Raw genomic sequence first — 17237 nt, 5'->3', positions numbered from 1 at the left:
CCGTGATCGAAGCTCATGTGCCTGGCGTGCGATGGCGGTGATCTAGGATCTCGCGGTGCTTTCTTATGTGCGCCGGCTTGGCCGGGCTCTGCCGGCCCGGCCTCAGTTTCTTCCCGGCGGGACGGCTGGGGATCTGGCGCTCAGTCAGGCTCGTGAGCGGGTGCGGCACGGGGACTGGCGAGCCGCCCGTGATGTGCTTGCCGGCGCCGGGGAGGACTGGGCGCTTCGGGGGCGCCGCCTCGGTGTTCTGAGTGAGGCCGCGGCCGAGGATGACGCGTGGCTTGTGGCCTGGCTGGAGGAGGAACCCTCGGATCCGGCGGCTGTTCTTCTGGACGCGGCCACCTTGGAGGCTCGCGCGTGGGAGGCGAGAGGCTTCGCGTCGGCCGCCAACACCAGCGTTCAGCAAGGGCGGACCTATCACGAGCTTTCCGCCGCCGCCGCGAAGCGCGGGCTTGACGCCATGGCGCTGGCCGGGTCCCGTGATCCGCTGCCCTGGATCGAGATGATGAGCACTCTGCACGCCGATCGGGAGGCCATGACCGTCTCGTTCGGTGAGCTCTATGCGGAAGGGCGCCGCCGGGATCCGTACAACTTCGATCTGCACCGTCGGGCCGTCAGCCTGCGCTGCCAGAAATGGTATGGCTCGCACGAGCTGATGTTCGCCACCGCTCGCGAAGCCGCCGCCGGGGCCCCGGCCGGCTCCGGTGTGGCGCTTCTTCCGCTGTTCGCCCATTTCGAGTACGCCATGCGCGAGTTCCTCTGGGACACCCGGGCCGAGCGTGACCTCAAGGTCGCCCAGCGGTATTTCCGCCGGGCCGAAGTGGGTGAGGAAGTGGACCGGTGCGTTGCTCAATGGCGGGCCGGCACCCCCGATCCGGTCCTGCTCTCCACCTGTCTGCAATGGGTGGCCCTCTTCTTCACGCTGGCCGGCCGGCGTAAACAGGCCCGGGCTGTCTTCGCCGAGCTCGGTCAGCATGTCGCGCCCGCCTCGGCGTGGGCTCTCTTCTTCCCGGGCGAGGAGTACGGCTATTTGAAGAGCTGGCTCTGGGCCCACAACTACTAGAGCGTCGCGGCCAGGCGGCCGGCGTTCATGTGGGCGATCGCCTCCACCGAGATCATCGGGTTGACGCCCGAGGACGACGGGAACGCCGAGGCGTCGGCGATGATCAGGTTGGGGATCTCCCAGGTGGCGCCGTCGGGGTTGGCCGCTGACGTCGACGGGGAGGCGCCCATGCGGGCCGAGCCCATGATGTGCAGGGCGGCCATGGCGATCTGGCCGGGTGCGGTGCCCAGGGTCCTTGTGGCCTCGATGAAGTCGTCGATGGGGGTCTGGCCCCGCTGCCACGGGTTGCCCCGCTGGTGGCCGGAGAAGATGGTGTGGGCGCCGGCTGCCTCCACGATGCGGGTCGCGCCCTCGATGCCGGCCCGCATGTGTGCGGCGTCGTACGGGGAGAGGCGGTAGCGGACCACCGGCTCGCCGTCGCGGCCCACCGTCACCCGGCCGCTGTCGCGGTCCCGGGTGATGACGCCTACGCCGCTCAGGTGGGGCAGTTGGCGCATCCGGTCCAGGTGGGCGCGGGCGCCGGTCCATGCCATGAACGACACCGCCGTGGCCGGGTTGGTGGCGGCCGTCTCGTAGATGACGCCGTGGCCCTGACCGTCCAGGTTCGCGTGTTCGGTCGAGTAGCGCGTCTGCATGCCGCCCTCCCACGGGCGTACCTCCTCGTCGAAGATGCCCCAGACGCCGGTGGCCGGATGCAGGTGGAGGTGGCGGCCGATGTTCGGGTTGGTCAGGCCGGAGCGGCGCAGCAGGGCGGGGGTCTGGACGCTGCCGGCGGCGGCGACCACGGCCCGGGCCCGGACGGTCACCTGAGCACCGGTGACGCCGACGGCTCGGCCCGCCTCTAAAACAACAGTGCGGACGTCCACACCGGTGAGGATGCGGGCGCCGGCGCGCTGCGCGTCGACCAGCCATGTCTTGGCCGTGGACTGCTTGGCGCCCAGGCGGCAGCCCAGCCCGCAGCGGCCGCAGTCGATGCCGGTGTCGCAGCCCTTGACGTTGCGCGGCATCTCGTCGACGTGCCAGCCGAGCTTCTCCAGTCCACGTTCCATCAGGGCGTCGCGGGAGGAGATCCGGCCGTGGTCGCGGTTGACGCCGAGCCGTGCCCAGACCGCGTCGAGGGAACGCCCGTACTCGTCCGTGGTGAACGGCGCGCCCCACTCCTCGCGGACGTGCGAGGGCGTACGGAAGGAAGTCGTGTAATTGACCACCGTGCCGCCGCCGACGCACTGTCCCTGGAGAATGCTCAGCTGGCCTTCGGCGCTGGCGGCCGGTCCGGGGGCGTACAACCGGGAGAGACCCGACAGCTCACCGCCGTCGAAGTCACGGTCGTCGTAGTACTCGCCCTTCTCCACCACGATGACGTCCAGTCCATGGGCGGCGAGGACGGCCGCCGCGGTGCCGCCGCCCGCGCCCGAGCCGACGACCACGACGTCGCAGTCCCACTCGAGAGGGCCGGACGGGCGGATCGGTGTCAGCAAAGGCGAAGGTGCGTCCGTACGGGGGCCGAGCGGGCCGGGATAGCCGATGGCGTCCCACACGGGGGAGTGACCGGACGGGCCGGGCGCCATGTAGTACGACAGGGTGGCGGCGCCCTTGAGGCCCTGGAACAGCGGGGCGAACCGCGACCCGGCCAGGGCGAGAAGCGTCCGCTCACGGCGCTCCCGCGATCGCCGCGCGAAGCGCCGGGCGCCGCCCACCGCGATCCACACGTCCAGCAGCCGCGCGAAGCGGCGATCGGTCAGGACGAGCCCGGCCATGATGTCGACCGCGCCGAGCTCGCTGGCCGACGGCACGCCGGCGCCGTCGCCGGGCGCGAAGGTGTCGCAGATGCTCGCCAGGGCGGCCCGCTGCTTGCCGGTCAGTTCCATCAAATACCTCCAGAGAAGTACGCCTCGGCGACGGCCTGCCGGTCGGCCCGCAGCTCGGCGGCGCCGCCGGTGAGCACGACGCGGCCCTGGCGCAGCACGACGGCGCGGTCGGCGATGGACAGGGCGAGATCGATGTGCTGCTCGACGAGCACGATGCCGGCGCCGAGCCGGTCGGCCAGCGTGCGGATGCCGGGCAGCAGCTTGCGGACCGCGATCGGGGCCAGCCCCATGCTCATCTCGTCGATCAGCAGAATGCGGGGCCGGGCCGTGGTGGCCTTGGCGATGGCGAGCATCTGCTGCTCCCCGCCGGACAACTGGCCACACCGGCGGGACATCATCGGTTTCAGCGCCGGGAACAGGTCGAGCGCGCCGCGAGGGTTGCGGGTGAGGGCGAGGTTCTCGCGGACCGTGAGGGTGTGGAAGATGCCTCTCGTATCGGGCACGAGGACCAGGCCGGCCCGCGCGTTGCGTTCCAGCCGCCGGTGCAGCGGCCGGCCGAACGCGGTGACGGCGCCGGACATCGGCCGCAGGACGCCGGCCGCGGTCAGCAGTGTGGTGGTCTTGCCGGCCCCGTTCGGCCCCAGCAGGGCCACGATCTCGCCTTCGGCGACCTTCAGATCCAGATTTCGTACGGCGGGAGCACCGGCGTACCCCGCCGTGACGCCGCGCAGGCTCAGCACCTCACTCATGGACCAGCTCCCCGAGGTACGCGGTTCGCACCGCGGGATCGGCCAGCACGGCCTCAGGCGGGCCCGAGGCGATGAGCGCCCCGTAGTCCAGGACGTACACCCGGTCGCAGATGTCCGCGACGAGGGTCATGTCGTGGTCGATGAGCAACACCGCCCGGCCCGACTCGGCGATCGCCCGCACGTGGCGGCCGAACTCGGCGCTCTCGTCCGTGTCGAGCCCGGCCGCCGGCTCGTCGAGCAGGACCACCCGGACCGCGCCGACCAGGGCCCGGGCCACGCCGACGATCTTCTGCCGGCCCAGGCCGAGCTCGCCGGGGCGCCGGTCGGCGTCGCCGTGGAGCCCGAACATCTCCAGCGCCGCGCCGACGTCGTGGCCCGGCCCGTGACGGCCGGTGAGGTCGCCCCAGAGATTGCGCAGCGGACCCCGGCCGGAGGCGACCGCGAGGTTCTGTCGCACGGTCAGGTCGGTGAACAGCTCGCCGGCCTGCCACGTGCGGGCCAGGCCGGCCCGCCGGCGCTCGTGCGGCGCGAGCCGGTCGGCGCTCCGCCCGGCCACGGTGACCGTGCCCCGGTACGCGGTGAACCCGGTGACGGCGTCGACGAACGTGGTCTTGCCGGCCCCGTTGGGACCGATCAGGCCGACCACCTCGCCCGCGCCGGCGTGCAGGGTGATGTCGCGGTTGGCCGCGACACCGCCGTAGTGGACGCTCAGCCCGGCCGTGGCCAGCAGGGGATCGGTCATGCCGTGGCCTCCCGGTGGCGGTGGAACAGGCCGGCCAGTCCGGTGGGGTTCAGCACCGCGGTCACGACGAGCGCGCAGGCCGCGATGAGCGTGTAGTAGCGCCCGAGGCCGAGCGTGATGGTGAGCAGCGTGTAGAGCACGCCGAGCGGGGCGATGAGCCCGGCGATGACGGCCCCGGCGACCCGTGTTATCCCGCCGACGTAGGCCATGCACAGCACGCTGAGGCCGACCACGACGCCGAACGACTCGACCGACAGCTGCGAGCGGCTGTATCCGATGAGGCATCCGCCCACCCCGGCCAGGAAGGCCGAGACGGCGAACCCGGCCAGCTTGACCCGGGCCACGTCGATGCCCGCGCTCGCCGCCGCGCGCTCGTTGGACCGCACGGCCAGGAACGACTGCCCGGTGGCGCCGGACAGCAGCCGCACGACGGCGAAGGCGAGCACACCGACGATGACCACGACGGTGGTGGCGAACGCGGCCGTCGTCAGATCGGTGCCGTCGCGGGCGTTCAGGTCGAGGCCGAGCAGTGTGGGCCCGGCGATGAGATTGCCCTCGAAGGGGGTCAGCGCCGGGTTGGCCAGCGCGAGCTGCTGCACGGTGACCGCGCCGGCCAGCGTCACCACCGCCAGCTGGGCCCCGCGGACCCGCAGCGCGGGAAGGCCGACGAGCACACCGACGAGGGTCGCGCCGCCGGCCGCGAGCACTATCGACAATGGGAACGGCACGTGCCAGGCCGTCGTGGCCCGGGACAGGATGAACCCGCCGCTGCCGGCGAAAGCCATCGAGGCGAGCGAGATCTGCCCCAGATAGCCGGTGAGGACGACCAACGACAGGGCGATGAGCGCCATGATGATCGAGGTGACGACCCCGAACCGCCAGCTGCCCGAGGTCAGGGCGATGGCGAGGGCGGCCGCACCGGTCAGCAGAAGGGCGGCCGGCCCCGGCCGGCGGGGCAGCACGACGGCCGGCATGCGGATCGTACCGAGCGTTCCCCGGGCCGGGATCCGCCGGCCCAGCACGACCAGGGCGACGATCACCAGGAGGAACGGCACCGCGTCGCCCAGGCCGGCCTGGGCCCACGCCGGCCAGCCGTCGATGGTGCTGAGCAACAGCAGCAGCGATTGCAGGACGCCGATGGCCAGGCCGGCCAGGCAGGCGGTGACGATCGAGGTCAGCCGGGCCAGCAGGGCGGCCGCGAGCCCGGGCAGGACATAGAGCATGTACGCCAGTGGATCGAGGCCCAGGGTGGGCGCGGACAGGATCGCCGTCAGCGCCGCGGCGGCGCCGGTCAGCACCCACATGGCGCCGGCCAGCCGGTCGGGTGACAGCCCGGTCAGCCGGGCCGCGAGCTCGTTCTCGGCGCCGGCCCGGGTGGCCACGCCCCACCGGGTGAACCGGAGGTAGGCCGACAGCGCCGCCGCCACGATCAGGGCCACGGCCAGCAGGATCAGGTCGCTGACGTTGACGACCGCGCCCGCGACCGTCACCGTCCGCTCGGTGAGCAGGGCCGGCGCGAGCCTGCCCTCGGTGTCGAAGCGCAACGGGACCAGGGCCGCGATCGCCAGCATCAACCCGACCGAGGCCACCACCTGGGCCAGCGGCGGCGAGGAGCGCAGCGGCCGGAAGATCAGCCAGTGCGCGGCCAGGGCCAGGGCCGCCGCGCTCAGCACGCCGAGCGCGACGGCCGGCCACGCCGGCACCGGGTCGCCGAACCGCACCGAGCCGACCGGCAGCACGAGCGTGCCGCTGGTCCGGGCCTCGGCCACCACCCAGACGCCCCACAGGGCCAGGGATCCGTGGGCGAAGTTCAGGACGCCGGTGGCCGCGTGCAGGGACACGATGGACGCGGCGATCACCGCGTACACCGCACCGGCGGCGAAGCCGAGCGTGACGAACAGCAGAACCTGGCTCATGCTGCCCCGGGGATGGCGGCGAGGATCTGCGGCGCCGGCGTGATCCAGGTGCCGGTGACCGGCTTGGTCGAGCCGTCGTCCCGCACGCTGAACAGCAGCATCTGCGTGGTGCAGTTGGGCGATGTGGCGCTGCCGCAGGTGATCTTCGGGCCGAGGAAGCTCGGGAAGTCCTTCAGTCCCTTGAGCGTCTTCAGCACCCCGGGGCCGGTCAGGCCGGCCTCGGTCGCGGCCGCCATGGCCTTCGCGAAGTTCACGAAGAGCGCGAACTCGCCGATCGCGTAGTAACCCGCGGTGCCGCCGTCCACGGCCGAGATGTACTTCTCGGCCAGGCTCAGCTCGGCCTGCACCTCGGGCGGTGCGTACGTGGCGGCGGTGGGCAGCCAGTTGGACGAGTACAGCGCGCCGCCGGCGGCCTGGGCGGGCGCCGCTTTGATGTAGTCGGTGCACGCGGCGGTGAAGATCTCGCCCTCGTACCGGAGCTGCCGCAGCGCCTTGACCAGCGCCGTGCAGACCGCCTCGCTCGGCGACGCGACCAGCCCGCCCACGTCCGGGTCGCCCTGGGCGATGGCCGAGGCCACGGCCGTGAAATTGGGGTTGGTGGGCGAGAAGTAGATGCCCTTGGCGTCGATGCCGAGCGTCTTGGCCAGCACCGGCAGCAGGGTGTCGATGGTCTGGTGCGAGGAGGGGGTGTCGACCAGGGCCAGCGTGACCGACTTCTTGCCCTCGGACTGGAAGGCCTGGAGCGCGCCGATGAGGAAGGAGGCCTGCGGCGCCGCGAAGAACACCCGGTTCTCGGCCTTGGCCCCGGTCACCGAGTCGAACGGGATCATGCCGACCAGCGGGATCTGGGCGGCGGTCAGCGCGGGCAGGGTCGCGCTGGACGACAGGTTGTAGCCGTCCATGACGGCCACCACCTTCTTCTCGATGAACATGTTGGCGCAGGACTGCGCCCGCTCCGGAGTCGTGTCGGTGTCGCACGAGACGACCTCGATGGGATGGCCGTCGACGCCACCGAACTCACCGTTGATGTAGGACAGCGCTGCCTTGACCCCGGTGTCGGTCCCGGGCTGGGGGACCGGCCCGCCGGACGGGTTGAGGAAGCCGACGAGGATCGGCGGCTTCGATAAGGACGACGCCGGCGCGCCGGAGGAGGGGGACGACGTGGAGCCGCAACCGGCCACCGTCACCAGGACGGCGACGAGCGCGAAAAGATGTCTCTGCATAGCTACCTCGTTCGGAAGGACGGGAGGAGCTGCGGGATGTCGGCACTGTAATTCAGAGGTAACTTATTGGGAAGAGTCGATAAGGTTAGCTGCGGAAACACGCAGGACAATCCGACTCAGAAGAAGTGATTTCTGATTTACAAGCCGAGCCAGCGCCGTGCCGCGTGGTAGCCCTCGAGGCTGGACTCGCCGATCACGTCGGTCGCTTCGAAGACGCGGACGCCGTCCACCCGCTCGACCGTCCGGTTGCGGCGCAGCTGGCGCAGCACCGCCGGGTCGACGCCGGTGAGGTAGAGCCGTCCGCCGGCGTCGGCCAGCCGTGCGGCGTAGTCCGACAGGACCGCGAAGGCGGTGGCGCCGAGCATGGCGCGGCCGCGCAGCCGCAGGACCACCACCGGCCGCTCGGCGCCCGCCGGGTCGGGCAGGCGGGCCTGCAAGGTCCGCGCCCCGGCGTAGAACAGGCTTCCGTAGACGTCGAGCAACGTCACCTCGCCTGACTCCAGGTGCCGTGGCGCCGGCTGCTCGACGAAGGCGCCGTCGTCGCGCGGCGTCAGCCGTACCACCCGCAGGTCCGCCGCCTCGCGGTTGAGCTGCATGAGCAGCGACAGGGCGACGCCGACCCCGACCGCGGCCGCCACCGGCAGGAACAGCGTGGCCAGGAAGGTCGCGGCGACCGCGATCCGGGAGATGGCGCCGGTGCGCACGATCGCCCGCAGATCGGCGGCCCGGAAGGCGCCGATCGCCGCGACGATGAGCACCGCGGCCAGGGTCGACATCACCACGGCGCCGACCAGGCCGGAGAAGAGCAGCAGCAGTACGGCCATCCACAGGCCCGAGAACACGGCGGCCCAGCGGTCCGCGGCGCCGGCCGCGACGTTCAGCGCCGTGCGGCCGACCGACCCGCCCACCGGCTGGCCGCGGAACAGCCCGGCGAGCAGGTTGCCCACGCCCTGCGCGAGGAAGTCGCGGTTCGGGTCCGCCCGCGTCCGGTCCGGATTGGGGGCCGACTCGCTCACCCCCGACCCCTGCACCAGGACGACGAGGGCGACCGCGAACGCGCCGGCCAGCAGGCTGAGGGAGAAGTCCGACGGACGTGGCAGCACGGGCGCCGGCAGGCCGCCCGGAATGGCGCCGACCACCGGCGCCGAGCCGTCGAGGAGCGCGATGGCGACGCTGGGCACGATCAGCGCGACGAGCGTCGCGTAGGCACCGAACCGGGTGCGCCGGAACGCCACCAGCACGGCCAGGGCGAAGAGCCCGGCCAGCAGCGCGCCGGCGTTCACCCGGTCGAGGTGCCGCAGCAGGCCGAGCGGGCCGCTCTCGGTGGTGCCCGCGAGAATCGGGATCTGGGCCAGGACGATGTTGACCGCCACACCGGAGAGAAAGCCGATCATGACGGAGTGCGGCACGAAGCGGAGGTAGCGCCCGAGCCGGAGCAGCCCGGCCAGGACCATCAGCGCCCCGGCCATCAGGGTCAGCAGGAACAGCGCCCGGGGCCGGTCGGCGTCCGGGACGCCGGCCAGCGCGGAGCCGGCGGCGACGGCGGCGGCGCTGGTCGTGGTGATGACCATCAGCCGGCTGCCGGCGGTGAGGCCGCCCCCGATCGGGCCGAAGACGCTGGCGTAGAGCCCGAACGCCGGGTTCACCCCGGCCAGCACGCTGGCCGCCATGCCGTCGGGCACGCCGCTGATCGCCCCGGTCAGTCCGGCCACCAGATCCTTGCGGACCTTGCGGGCCCGGCCGGTGATCACCACGCTCGTGATTGTCGGCGGGGCTCCGTGGACCAGGCATCATGCGGGGCGGATGAGCGCCGGAAAATGCTTGCTGGTAGACAAGTGTCCATGTCAGAGGCGAACGAGGACCAGCGGGCGTTGTTCGGCCGGCCGACGGCGGTCTTCGCGTCGCTGTCCGGGCCGGAACATGTGATCGAGACCGGGAGTTTCTCCCCCGGGCCGGACCTGCGGGGCCAGCTGGACCAGGTCTACCGCTCCGGGGAGCCGCTCACCCAGCGGGACGTTCTGGTCGGTAAGGCCTCTTTCGACTTCACCTTCGAGCCGCGCCGGAACGCGGACGGCGAGGTGGTCGGTGTCCATCTGATCGGCGTCGAGACCACCCAGATCAAGCAGGCCCAGCGGCTGATGGCCGAGCACCGGGCGCTGCTGGAGCAGATCGCCCGGCAGGCGCCGCTGACCGAGGTGCTGGACGGGATGGCCCGCAGCATCGAGGCGCTCGCGCCCCGGGAGGTGTTCGTCTCCGTGCTGCTCGCCGACCCCGACGGCCGGCACCTGCGCCACGGCGCCGCGCCGAGCCTGCCCGCCTTCTACAACGAGGCGATCGACGGGATCGCCACCGGCGAGGGCGTCGGCTCCTGCGGCACCGCGGCCCACCGGCGGGAGCCGGTCATCGTCACCGACATCGCCTCCGACCCGTTCTGGGACGACTTCCGCGACCTGGCCGGGCGGGCCGGCGTGGCCGCCTGCTGGTCCACGCCGATCCTGGACCGCGACGGTGGCCTGCTCGGCACGTTCGCCATGTACCACCGCGAGCCGCGCGTCCCGGAGGAGGCCGACCTCGCGCTGGCCCGGGTGTTCGCCGGCACCGCGGCCCTGGCCATCGAACGCCACCACGCCGATGAGCGCGCCGAAGCGGCCGCGCGTGAGGCCGAGGAGCGCGCCGCCCGGATGAAGGCGGCCGCCGCCGCGCAGGCCGCCGCTCCGCACCCCGAGCACTGCCAGCTGGGCGGCCCTCAGCCCTGCCCGGCCCCGGCCGAGATCAAGCTGGCCGATTCGTGGGGCGACGCGGCGTGGGGCTGCCCCGACCACGTGGAGGAGGCCATCATCAGCGTGCGGTCGGTCTTCATCGCCAGCGAGGAGCTGGGCGGCCTGGCCGCCTACGTGAACCGGACCTGAAGGAAACCGTAAGGGCCGTCGGGCACCGTTCCCGGCATGCGCAAGCTCATCAACTCCACATACCTCACCCTCGACGGCGTCATCGACAACCCGGTGTGGACGTCGCCGTACTTCGCGGCCGAGGCGGCCGAGGTGGCCGGCGAGATCACCGGCGGCGCCGACGCGCTGCTCATGGGCCGGGCCACCTACGACGGTTTCTCGCAGGCCTGGCCGGCCATGGACGAGAGCGACCCCAGCACCGGCGCCGCCTTCTTCAACAACGTCAAGAAGTACGTGGCGTCGACGACCCTCAAGGACCCCTCCTGGAACAACACCGAGGTGCTGGCGGGCGACCTGGTCGAGGCGGTCACGAAACTCAAGGCGGAGAACGGCCAGGACATCGTTCAGTACGGGTACGGCTCGGTGACCGCCCAGCTCGTCCGGGCCGGCCTGGTCGACGAGGTGAAGTTCTGGATCCACCCGGTCATCGAGGGCGTGCCCAGTTTCAGCACCGCGCTGAGCGACGTGAAGGCCATGTTCGAACTGATCGGCACCCGGGTCTTCACGAACGGCGTCATCGTCGCCACCTATCGCCCGAAGGCGACCGCCTGATCGAGGGTGAGCCCGGCCCCGTCGGCCACCAGGGCGTCGAAGCGTCCCCGGCCGAGCGCGGCCACCGCCCGCCGTTCCGCCCGGCCGAGCTCACGCCGCTCGGCCGGGGAGGCCGGGGCCTCGTTCTGCGCGCGGGCGGCGGCCGCGGCGCCCAGCAACCGGGCCGCGGCGGCCGGCTCGGCCAGCGCGGCCATGCCCTCGACGGCGCCGATGCCGTCGCGGGTGGAGCCGATCGAGGCCTTGTACGCCTCCACGTGCAGCGCCCAGGCGGCCGCCGGATCGCCCTGGAGCTCCCGGGCGTAGCCCAGCTCGACCAGGATCATCGGCAGGTACGGCGGCGGCTGCGGCTGGACCCGCCCCTCGTCGGCGATCCGGCTCAGGTGGGTGACGGCCTGGTCGAGCCGTCCCGAGCGCCGGGCCGCCATGCCGAGGCTCATCTCGGCGAAAACGACGGCGGTCGGCGCACCCTGCTCGACGGCCAGCCGGTAGGCGCGCTCGGCCAGCTCACGGCCGTTCTCGTGGTCGCCGCCCTGCACGGCCAGCCAGGCCAGCCAGGACAGTTTGGCGCCGACCTCGGGCCACAGCGAAAGCTCGGTGGCCCAGCGCAGCCCTTCCCGGTGCACGGCGGCCGCCCGCTCGTCCTCACCGCGGAACTCGGCCAGGCCACCGACCCAGTCACTGGCCCGAAGCCGCCCCCACTGGTCACCCAGCTCGGCGAAGAGCGCGTCACCGCGCGTGGCCGCCGCCTCCAGCGCGTTCAGATCACCGGCCGCGTGCGCGAGCATCGCCCGCGATGTCAGCACCGCGGCCTCGGTCCACGGCCCGTCGTACCGCTCGGGCAGCAGCTCGGCGGCGAGGGTCAGATCACCCCGGTCCAGCACGGCGTGGGCCACGAACCAGGCCGAGCGCCCGTCCGGATCGGGAGCGGGCACATCCCGTACGGCCGAAGTGACCGGCTCACCCTGCAGCAGCGCGAGACCAAGCCGCCAGGGCGCCGCCAGGCGCTCCTGCTCCGCCGGACCGGCGGTGGCCAGGGCCTGGCGCGCCTCGCTGAGCCGCCCCCGCAGAAACCAGTACCAGGTGAGGGCGAGCGCCAGCCGTAGCCCACCGCCGTAGGTGAGGGCGGCCCGCAGGTTGGCCCGCTCGGCGTCGAGAACCGCCAGCCACGCTCGCTGCTCGGCCCCGCGCAGCCGGGGATCGGCGCGTTCGGCCAGATCGAGGAAGTACGCGGCGTGACGGGCCCGAATCGCGGCGGCGCCGGGAAGCCGCGCGGCGCCGAACTCGGCAACCGACTCCAGCAGCCGATAGCGCGGCCCGTCCTCGGCCACCACGAGCGAGCGCGCCACGAGCCGGTCGATCGCGTCCAGGCCGGCGTCACACACCTGCTCGGCGGCCTCGGGCGTACAGCCGTCGCGGAACACGGAGAGCCGCGCCAGCACGGTCCGATCGGCCGGTTCGAGCAGATCCCAGCTCCAGGCGATCACCGCGGTCAGTGTGCGCTGCCGCTCCGGCACATCGCGTTGCCGAGTGGTGAGCAGCCGAAAACGATCGTCAAGCCCGTCAACGATTCCCTGTACGCCGAGAGCCCGCACCCGGGTAGCGGCAAGTTCAAGGGCGAGCGGCAGCCCATCGAGCCGCCGGCAGAGCTGAGTCACCGCGGGCGCGGTCTCGGCGTCGAGCCGGAACCCGCGATGCTGGGCGGCCGCCCGAGCCACGAAGAGCCGCCCCGAGGCCGACCGCCGCACGGCCGCGACGTCCCCCGGTTCCCCGGGCAGAGACAGAGGCCCGACTTCCCAGACCCGTTCACCGCTCAGCCCCAGCGGCTCACGGCTGGTGGCCAGTACCCGCACACCCGGAGCTTCCCGGAGCAGCCGTACCACAAGCCCGGCCACCGCCTCGACCACATGCTCGCAGTTGTCCAGCACAAGCAGCATCTCCCGCCGCCGCAGCGCCGCCACCAGCCGATCATCGGCCGCCCCGGCGGTACCCGGCGCTTCATGCAGGCCGAGCGCCTCAAGCACCCGCTCAGCCACCCGAGCGCCGACGGCCGGCACCGACGCCAGCTCCACGAGAGAGACGCCGTCCGGCGCCGTCCGCTCAGCCACGACGGCTTCGGCGAGCCGGGTCTTGCCCACCCCGCCCGGCCCCACCAGCGTGAGCAGCCGGCCGGCCGGCACCAGAGCACGCAGCTCGGCCAGGTCCTCGTCCCGCCCGATCAACTCGTCCGGCGCTCCGGGCTGCGCTATGAGGGTCGGGTCCTGGTTGAGGATGCGGCGGTGGAGGGCGGTCACTTCCGGGCCGGGGTCGAGGCCCAACTCCTCGGCGAGGCGGGAACGCAAGCCGGCGTAACTTTCCAGGGCCTCGGCCTGCCGGCCCGCCGCGTACAGGGCTCGCAACTGCAGCGCGCGCAAGCCCTCGCGCAGCGGGTGACGCGCGACCAGCTCGGCCAGCGACGCGGCGGCCAGGTTGTGCTCGCCCCGGGCCAGGCGGGCCTCGGCCAGCCGTTCCTGCACGACGAGGCGCTGCTCGGTCAGCCTGGTCGCCTCGGCTCGGGTGAACTCGTGGTCGGCCATGTCGGCGTACGCCTCGCCGCGCCACAGCGCGAGCGCCTCGCCCAGCCGGTCCACGTCGGTGGCGGCGGCAGTGGCGGTGGCCAGCGTGGCGAAACGGTCGGCGTCGACATCGGTCGCGTGCAGCCGGTAGCCCGGCGGCCGTGACTCGATCAGGTCACGGGCGCCGGGCTCGGCGTCGTTGAGCGCCCTGCGCAGCTGCGACACGCGCACCTGGAGGGCGGCCGCCGGGCTGGCCGGCGCGTCGTCGCCCCACAGGTCGTCGATGAGCCGGTCCGCGGAGACCACCTGACCGCGGTGGGCCAGGAGGTCGGCGAGCAGCATCCGTACCTTGGCTCCGGGCACCACCACCGGCTCGCCGTCGTCGGTGGTGACGGCGAGCGGTCCGAGGATCCCGAAGCGCACAGCGGGACATGTTACGACCGCGGGTCGACCCCACTCAGTCCGTGCCGGACTCCATGGCGGCCTGGTCGAGCAGCGCGTCCTCGGCGGCCGACTCGGCGCCCCGCGACGCGATCTCCTCGGCGCCGCCGGCCGGCAGCGCGCCGACCAGGCCCTGCGGGCTGCCGACCATGCCGAGCAGCGCGTACTGCTCGAGCTTGGCCCGGGAGTCGGCGATGTCGAGGTTGCGCATCGTCAGCTGGCCGATCCGGTCGGCCGGGGCGAACGCCGGCGTCTCGGTCCGCTCCATCGACAGCTTGTCGGGGTGGTAGCTGAACGCCGGGCCCTTGGTGTCGAGCACCGAGTAGTCGTCGCCGCGGCGCAGCCGCAGGGTCACCTCGCCGGTCACCGCGTTGCCGACCCAGCGCTGCAGCGACTCGCGGAGCATGAGCGCCTGCGGGTCGAGCCAGCGGCCCTCGTACATGAGGCGGCCCAGCTTGCGGCCCTCGGTGTGGTAGCTGGTGACCGTGTCCTCGTTGTGGATCGCGTTGACCAGCCGCTCGTACGCGATGTGCAGCAGCGCCATGCCGGGCGCCTCGTAGATGCCGCGGCTCTTGGCCTCGATGATCCGGTTTTCGATCTGGTCGGACATGCCCAGGCCGTGGCGGCCGCCGACCGCGTTGGCCTCGAGCACCAGGTCGACCGGCGAGCCGAACTCCTTGCCGTTCACCGTGACCGGGCGGCCCTCGACGAATCCGATGGTGACGTCTTCGCTGGCGATCGCCACGTCGGGATCCCAGAAGCGGACGCCCATGATCGGGTCGACGATCTCGATGCCGGTGTCGAGGTGTTCCAGCGATTTGGCCTCGTGGGTGGCGCCCCAGATGTTGGCGTCGGTCGAATACGCCTTTTCGGTCGAGTCACGATAGGGCAGGTCGTGGGCGAGCAGCCACTCGCTCATCTCCTTGCGCCCGCCGAGCTCGGTGACGAAGTCTTTGTCGAGCCACGGCTTGTAGATGCGCAGCGACGGGTTGGCCAGCAGGCCGTACCGGTAGAAGCGCTCGATGTCGTTGCCCTTGAACGTCGAGCCGTCGCCCCAGATCTGCACCTGGTCCTCCAGCATGGCCCGCACGAGCAGGGTGCCGGTGACGGCCCGGCCCAGCGGCGTCGTGTTGAAGTAGGTCTTGCCGCCGGAGCGGATGTGGAACGCGCCGCAGGCGAGCGCGGCGAGCCCTTCCTCGACGAGGGCCGAGCGGCAGTCCACGAGCCGGGCCACCTCGGCGCCGTAGGCCAGCGCGCGGTCGGGCACGGAGGTCACGTCGGGCTCGTCGTACTGGCCGATCTCGGCGGTGTACGCGCAGGGCACGGCGCCCTTTTCACGCATCCACGCGACCGCGACCGACGTGTCGAGGCCACCGGAGAAGGCGATGCCGACCCGCTGGCCGACCGGGAGAGAGGACAGAACCTTGGTCACGGGTCAGATTATGCACCGATCCGCATTTTCATGCAAAGCGGCGGCCGCGCTTGTCGCGATACATACGCCGGTCAGCCGTACGGAGCAGCTCCGCGAGGCCGGAAGTCTCACCGATCGGGCGATGGGCGACGCCGGCGCTGACACCGACTCGTACCGTGCCGCCGCCGATCTCGACCGGGTCGGCGACCGCCCGCGTCCAGCTCGCGACCGCCTCCTCGGCCCGCTCGGGCGGCATGCCGGGCAGGACCACGACGAACTCGTCACCGCCGAGCCGGACGAGGAGGTCCTCGGCCCGCAGCCGGTTCCGCAGGCGCTCGGCGACGGTCTTCAGCAGCACGTCTCCGGCGTGGTGGCCGTGGGTGTCGTTGACCTCCTTGAAGCCGTCGAGGTCGAGCAGCACCAGGCTCACCTCGCCGTCCGGCCGGGCCGCCTCGTATTCGTCGAGGGCCAGCCGGTTGGCCACCCCGGTCAGCGCGTCGGTGCGGGCCTGGCGGGCCATGGCCGACCGGGCCCGGTGCAGCTCGGTGACGTACCGGTCGAGGCTGCTCGCCTGCACGCCGGCGGTGGCCGCGGTGACGAGCAGGACGACGACGGCCAGCGCGACGCCGGCCCCGTGCGGCGTGCCGGGCCCGCCGTGGCCGAGCAGGACCCCGGCGACGAGGGCGGCCGACACCACGGCCCAGGCGATCAGCACGCCGGTGAGCTTGTGCCGGGTGGCGGCGGACATGAGGGCGAGCACCGCGGTCGGCCACACCGGAACGCCGGCCACGCTGTCGATGACCAGCATCGGCGTCGCCACCGCCAGGACGTCGAACACGGTCTGCGCCCCGGCCACCCATCGAAATCGGCCGTCCGCGGCGTGCCGCAGCCGGACGACGGCCAGAGTCATGGCCGCGATCAGCTGCCCGCCGATCACCGACGCCACCTGCCACAGGGCCGGCTGCCAGCCGGTGGTCCAGCGGATGTCGTCCGGCGTCCCGGCCACGACGACACCGACCAGCACCATCACGCAGGCCCGGGACCACAGCGCGACCCGTTCCAGGGCGCGACGGTGCTCCAGATCGTTGTCCATGCGGGTGCCCGATGCCGTCAGGCGTCGCGGACCGCCCGGGCCATCAGGGAGACGCCGGGCAGCGACTGCACCGGCAGGAAGCGCTCGGTCACGATGACGGCGCTCAGGGCCGCGTTGACCAGCGGGTTCATCTTGCGCAGGTCGCTGCTGGTGGACCTCTTGCGGGTGTACGCCGCGCCCGGGCGCAACAGCACGTTCCAGCTCCAGAGCCGTTCGACCCGCAGGCCGCCGTTCTCCAGGACCGTGCGCAGGGTGTCGCGCGTATAGCGCCGCAGGTGGCCGACCGCGACGTCGTGGGCCGACCACAGCTTCATGTCGCACGGCACGGTGATCAGCGCGCTGGCGCCGGGGCGCAGAACCCGGCGCATTTCGGCGACAACCCGCTCATCGTCGTCAATGTGTTCGAGAACGTCGAATGCGACGACAAGGTCTACCGAGTCCGACCGGAAGGGGAGATGACGGCCATCTCCGCGCACGGTGGGTAATGCGCGTTTCCGGGCCGCCGCGGCGCCGTCGTGGCCGTATTCGACGGCGATCGGGGACCAATGGTGTTTCTGCAGCACGCGCGTGTTCCCGCCGCCCGCGGCGCCGATGTCCAGGGCCGTTCCGGGAGCTCCGGGCAATCGGCGCAGATTGCGGGCGAGAAGCGCCCGCCTTTCCCGGTACCACCAGTGTCGATCTTCGAGGGCGATCAGCTTTTGAATTTCCGTGCTGTCCACCACGACATGTTAAGGCTTTC

13 protein-coding genes are annotated in these 17237 nt (G+C 72.3%); 3 read left to right on the top strand and 10 right to left on the bottom strand.

From position 1 onward, the window contains the following. Positions 1-55: 55 nt before the first annotated feature. Positions 56-1063 carry a hypothetical protein gene (locus tag ACFY36_RS10795; RefSeq protein WP_499745706.1) on the top strand — a complete coding sequence of 336 codons (1008 nt, stop codon included), beginning with the start codon at positions 56-58 and terminating at the stop codon, positions 1061-1063. On the opposite strand, the gene ACFY36_RS10790 is transcribed toward ACFY36_RS10795, so the two are convergent. From ACFY36_RS10790 to ACFY36_RS10765, 6 genes are all read right to left on the bottom strand, one after another. After that, a complete protein-coding gene (locus tag ACFY36_RS10790) occupies positions 1060-2931 on the bottom strand; it encodes a GMC family oxidoreductase N-terminal domain-containing protein (RefSeq protein ID WP_499745705.1) in 1872 nt (623 codons plus the stop codon). The genes ACFY36_RS10795 and ACFY36_RS10790 overlap by 4 nt on opposite strands. Continuing rightward, positions 2931-3620 (bottom strand): ABC transporter ATP-binding protein, encoded by a 690-nt coding sequence (locus tag ACFY36_RS10785; RefSeq protein WP_499745704.1) that lies wholly within the window; start codon positions 3618-3620, stop codon positions 2931-2933. Before ACFY36_RS10785 ends, ACFY36_RS10790 begins: the two co-directional genes overlap by 1 nt. Then, positions 3613-4362 carry an ABC transporter ATP-binding protein gene (locus ACFY36_RS10780; RefSeq protein ID WP_499745703.1) on the bottom strand — a complete coding sequence of 250 codons (750 nt, stop codon included), beginning with the start codon at positions 4360-4362 and terminating at the stop codon, positions 3613-3615. Before ACFY36_RS10780 ends, ACFY36_RS10785 begins: the two co-directional genes overlap by 8 nt. Then, a complete protein-coding gene (locus ACFY36_RS10775; protein WP_499745702.1) occupies positions 4359-6278 on the bottom strand; it encodes an ABC transporter permease subunit in 1920 nt (639 codons plus the stop codon). The genes ACFY36_RS10780 and ACFY36_RS10775 overlap by 4 nt, the downstream gene beginning before the upstream one ends. Continuing rightward, positions 6275-7501: an ABC transporter substrate-binding protein gene (locus tag ACFY36_RS10770; protein ID WP_499745701.1), complete on the bottom strand. Its 1227-nt coding sequence runs from the start codon at positions 7499-7501 to the stop codon at positions 6275-6277. The genes ACFY36_RS10775 and ACFY36_RS10770 overlap by 4 nt, the downstream gene beginning before the upstream one ends. Before the next feature lie 137 nt (positions 7502-7638). Next, positions 7639-9255, bottom strand: coding sequence for a SulP family inorganic anion transporter (locus ACFY36_RS10765; RefSeq protein WP_499745700.1), 1617 nt, complete (start codon positions 9253-9255; stop codon positions 7639-7641). A gap of 87 nt (positions 9256-9342) precedes the next feature. Here ACFY36_RS10765 and ACFY36_RS10760 point away from each other — a divergent pair, with 87 nt between their 5' ends. Further along, positions 9343-10410 carry a GAF domain-containing protein gene (locus ACFY36_RS10760; protein ID WP_499745699.1) on the top strand — a complete coding sequence of 356 codons (1068 nt, stop codon included), beginning with the start codon at positions 9343-9345 and terminating at the stop codon, positions 10408-10410. 36 nt (positions 10411-10446) lie between these two features. Continuing rightward, complete coding sequence (locus tag ACFY36_RS10755; protein ID WP_499745698.1) at positions 10447-11001, top strand: dihydrofolate reductase family protein; 555 nt, start codon at positions 10447-10449, stop codon at positions 10999-11001. Here ACFY36_RS10755 and ACFY36_RS10750 read toward each other — a convergent pair. Genes ACFY36_RS10750 through ACFY36_RS10735 form a run of 4 tightly spaced genes read right to left on the bottom strand, consistent with a single transcriptional unit; the run spans position 10977 to position 17217 of the window. Then, positions 10977-13976, bottom strand: coding sequence for an AfsR/SARP family transcriptional regulator (locus ACFY36_RS10750; protein ID WP_499745697.1), 3000 nt, complete (start codon positions 13974-13976; stop codon positions 10977-10979). The genes ACFY36_RS10755 and ACFY36_RS10750 overlap by 25 nt on opposite strands. Before the next feature lie 34 nt (positions 13977-14010). Then, entirely contained in the window at positions 14011-15426 is a 1416-nt protein-coding gene (gene argG, locus ACFY36_RS10745) for an argininosuccinate synthase (RefSeq protein ID WP_499745696.1), read from the bottom strand. A gap of 28 nt (positions 15427-15454) precedes the next feature. Continuing rightward, positions 15455-16498, bottom strand: coding sequence for a GGDEF domain-containing protein (locus ACFY36_RS10740; RefSeq protein ID WP_499745695.1), 1044 nt, complete (start codon positions 16496-16498; stop codon positions 15455-15457). A gap of 17 nt (positions 16499-16515) precedes the next feature. Beyond that, a complete protein-coding gene (locus ACFY36_RS10735) occupies positions 16516-17217 on the bottom strand; it encodes a class I SAM-dependent methyltransferase (RefSeq protein ID WP_499745694.1) in 702 nt (233 codons plus the stop codon). Between the last annotated feature and the right edge of the window lie 20 nt (positions 17218-17237).

Origin of the sequence: Actinoplanes sp. NPDC000266, from assembly GCF_042899005.1 — a bacterium.
Lineage (GTDB): Bacteria > Actinomycetota > Actinomycetes > Mycobacteriales > Micromonosporaceae > Actinoplanes.
Note: the sequence above shows the minus strand (reverse complement) of the source record. Positions and strands in the feature narration are given on the sequence as shown.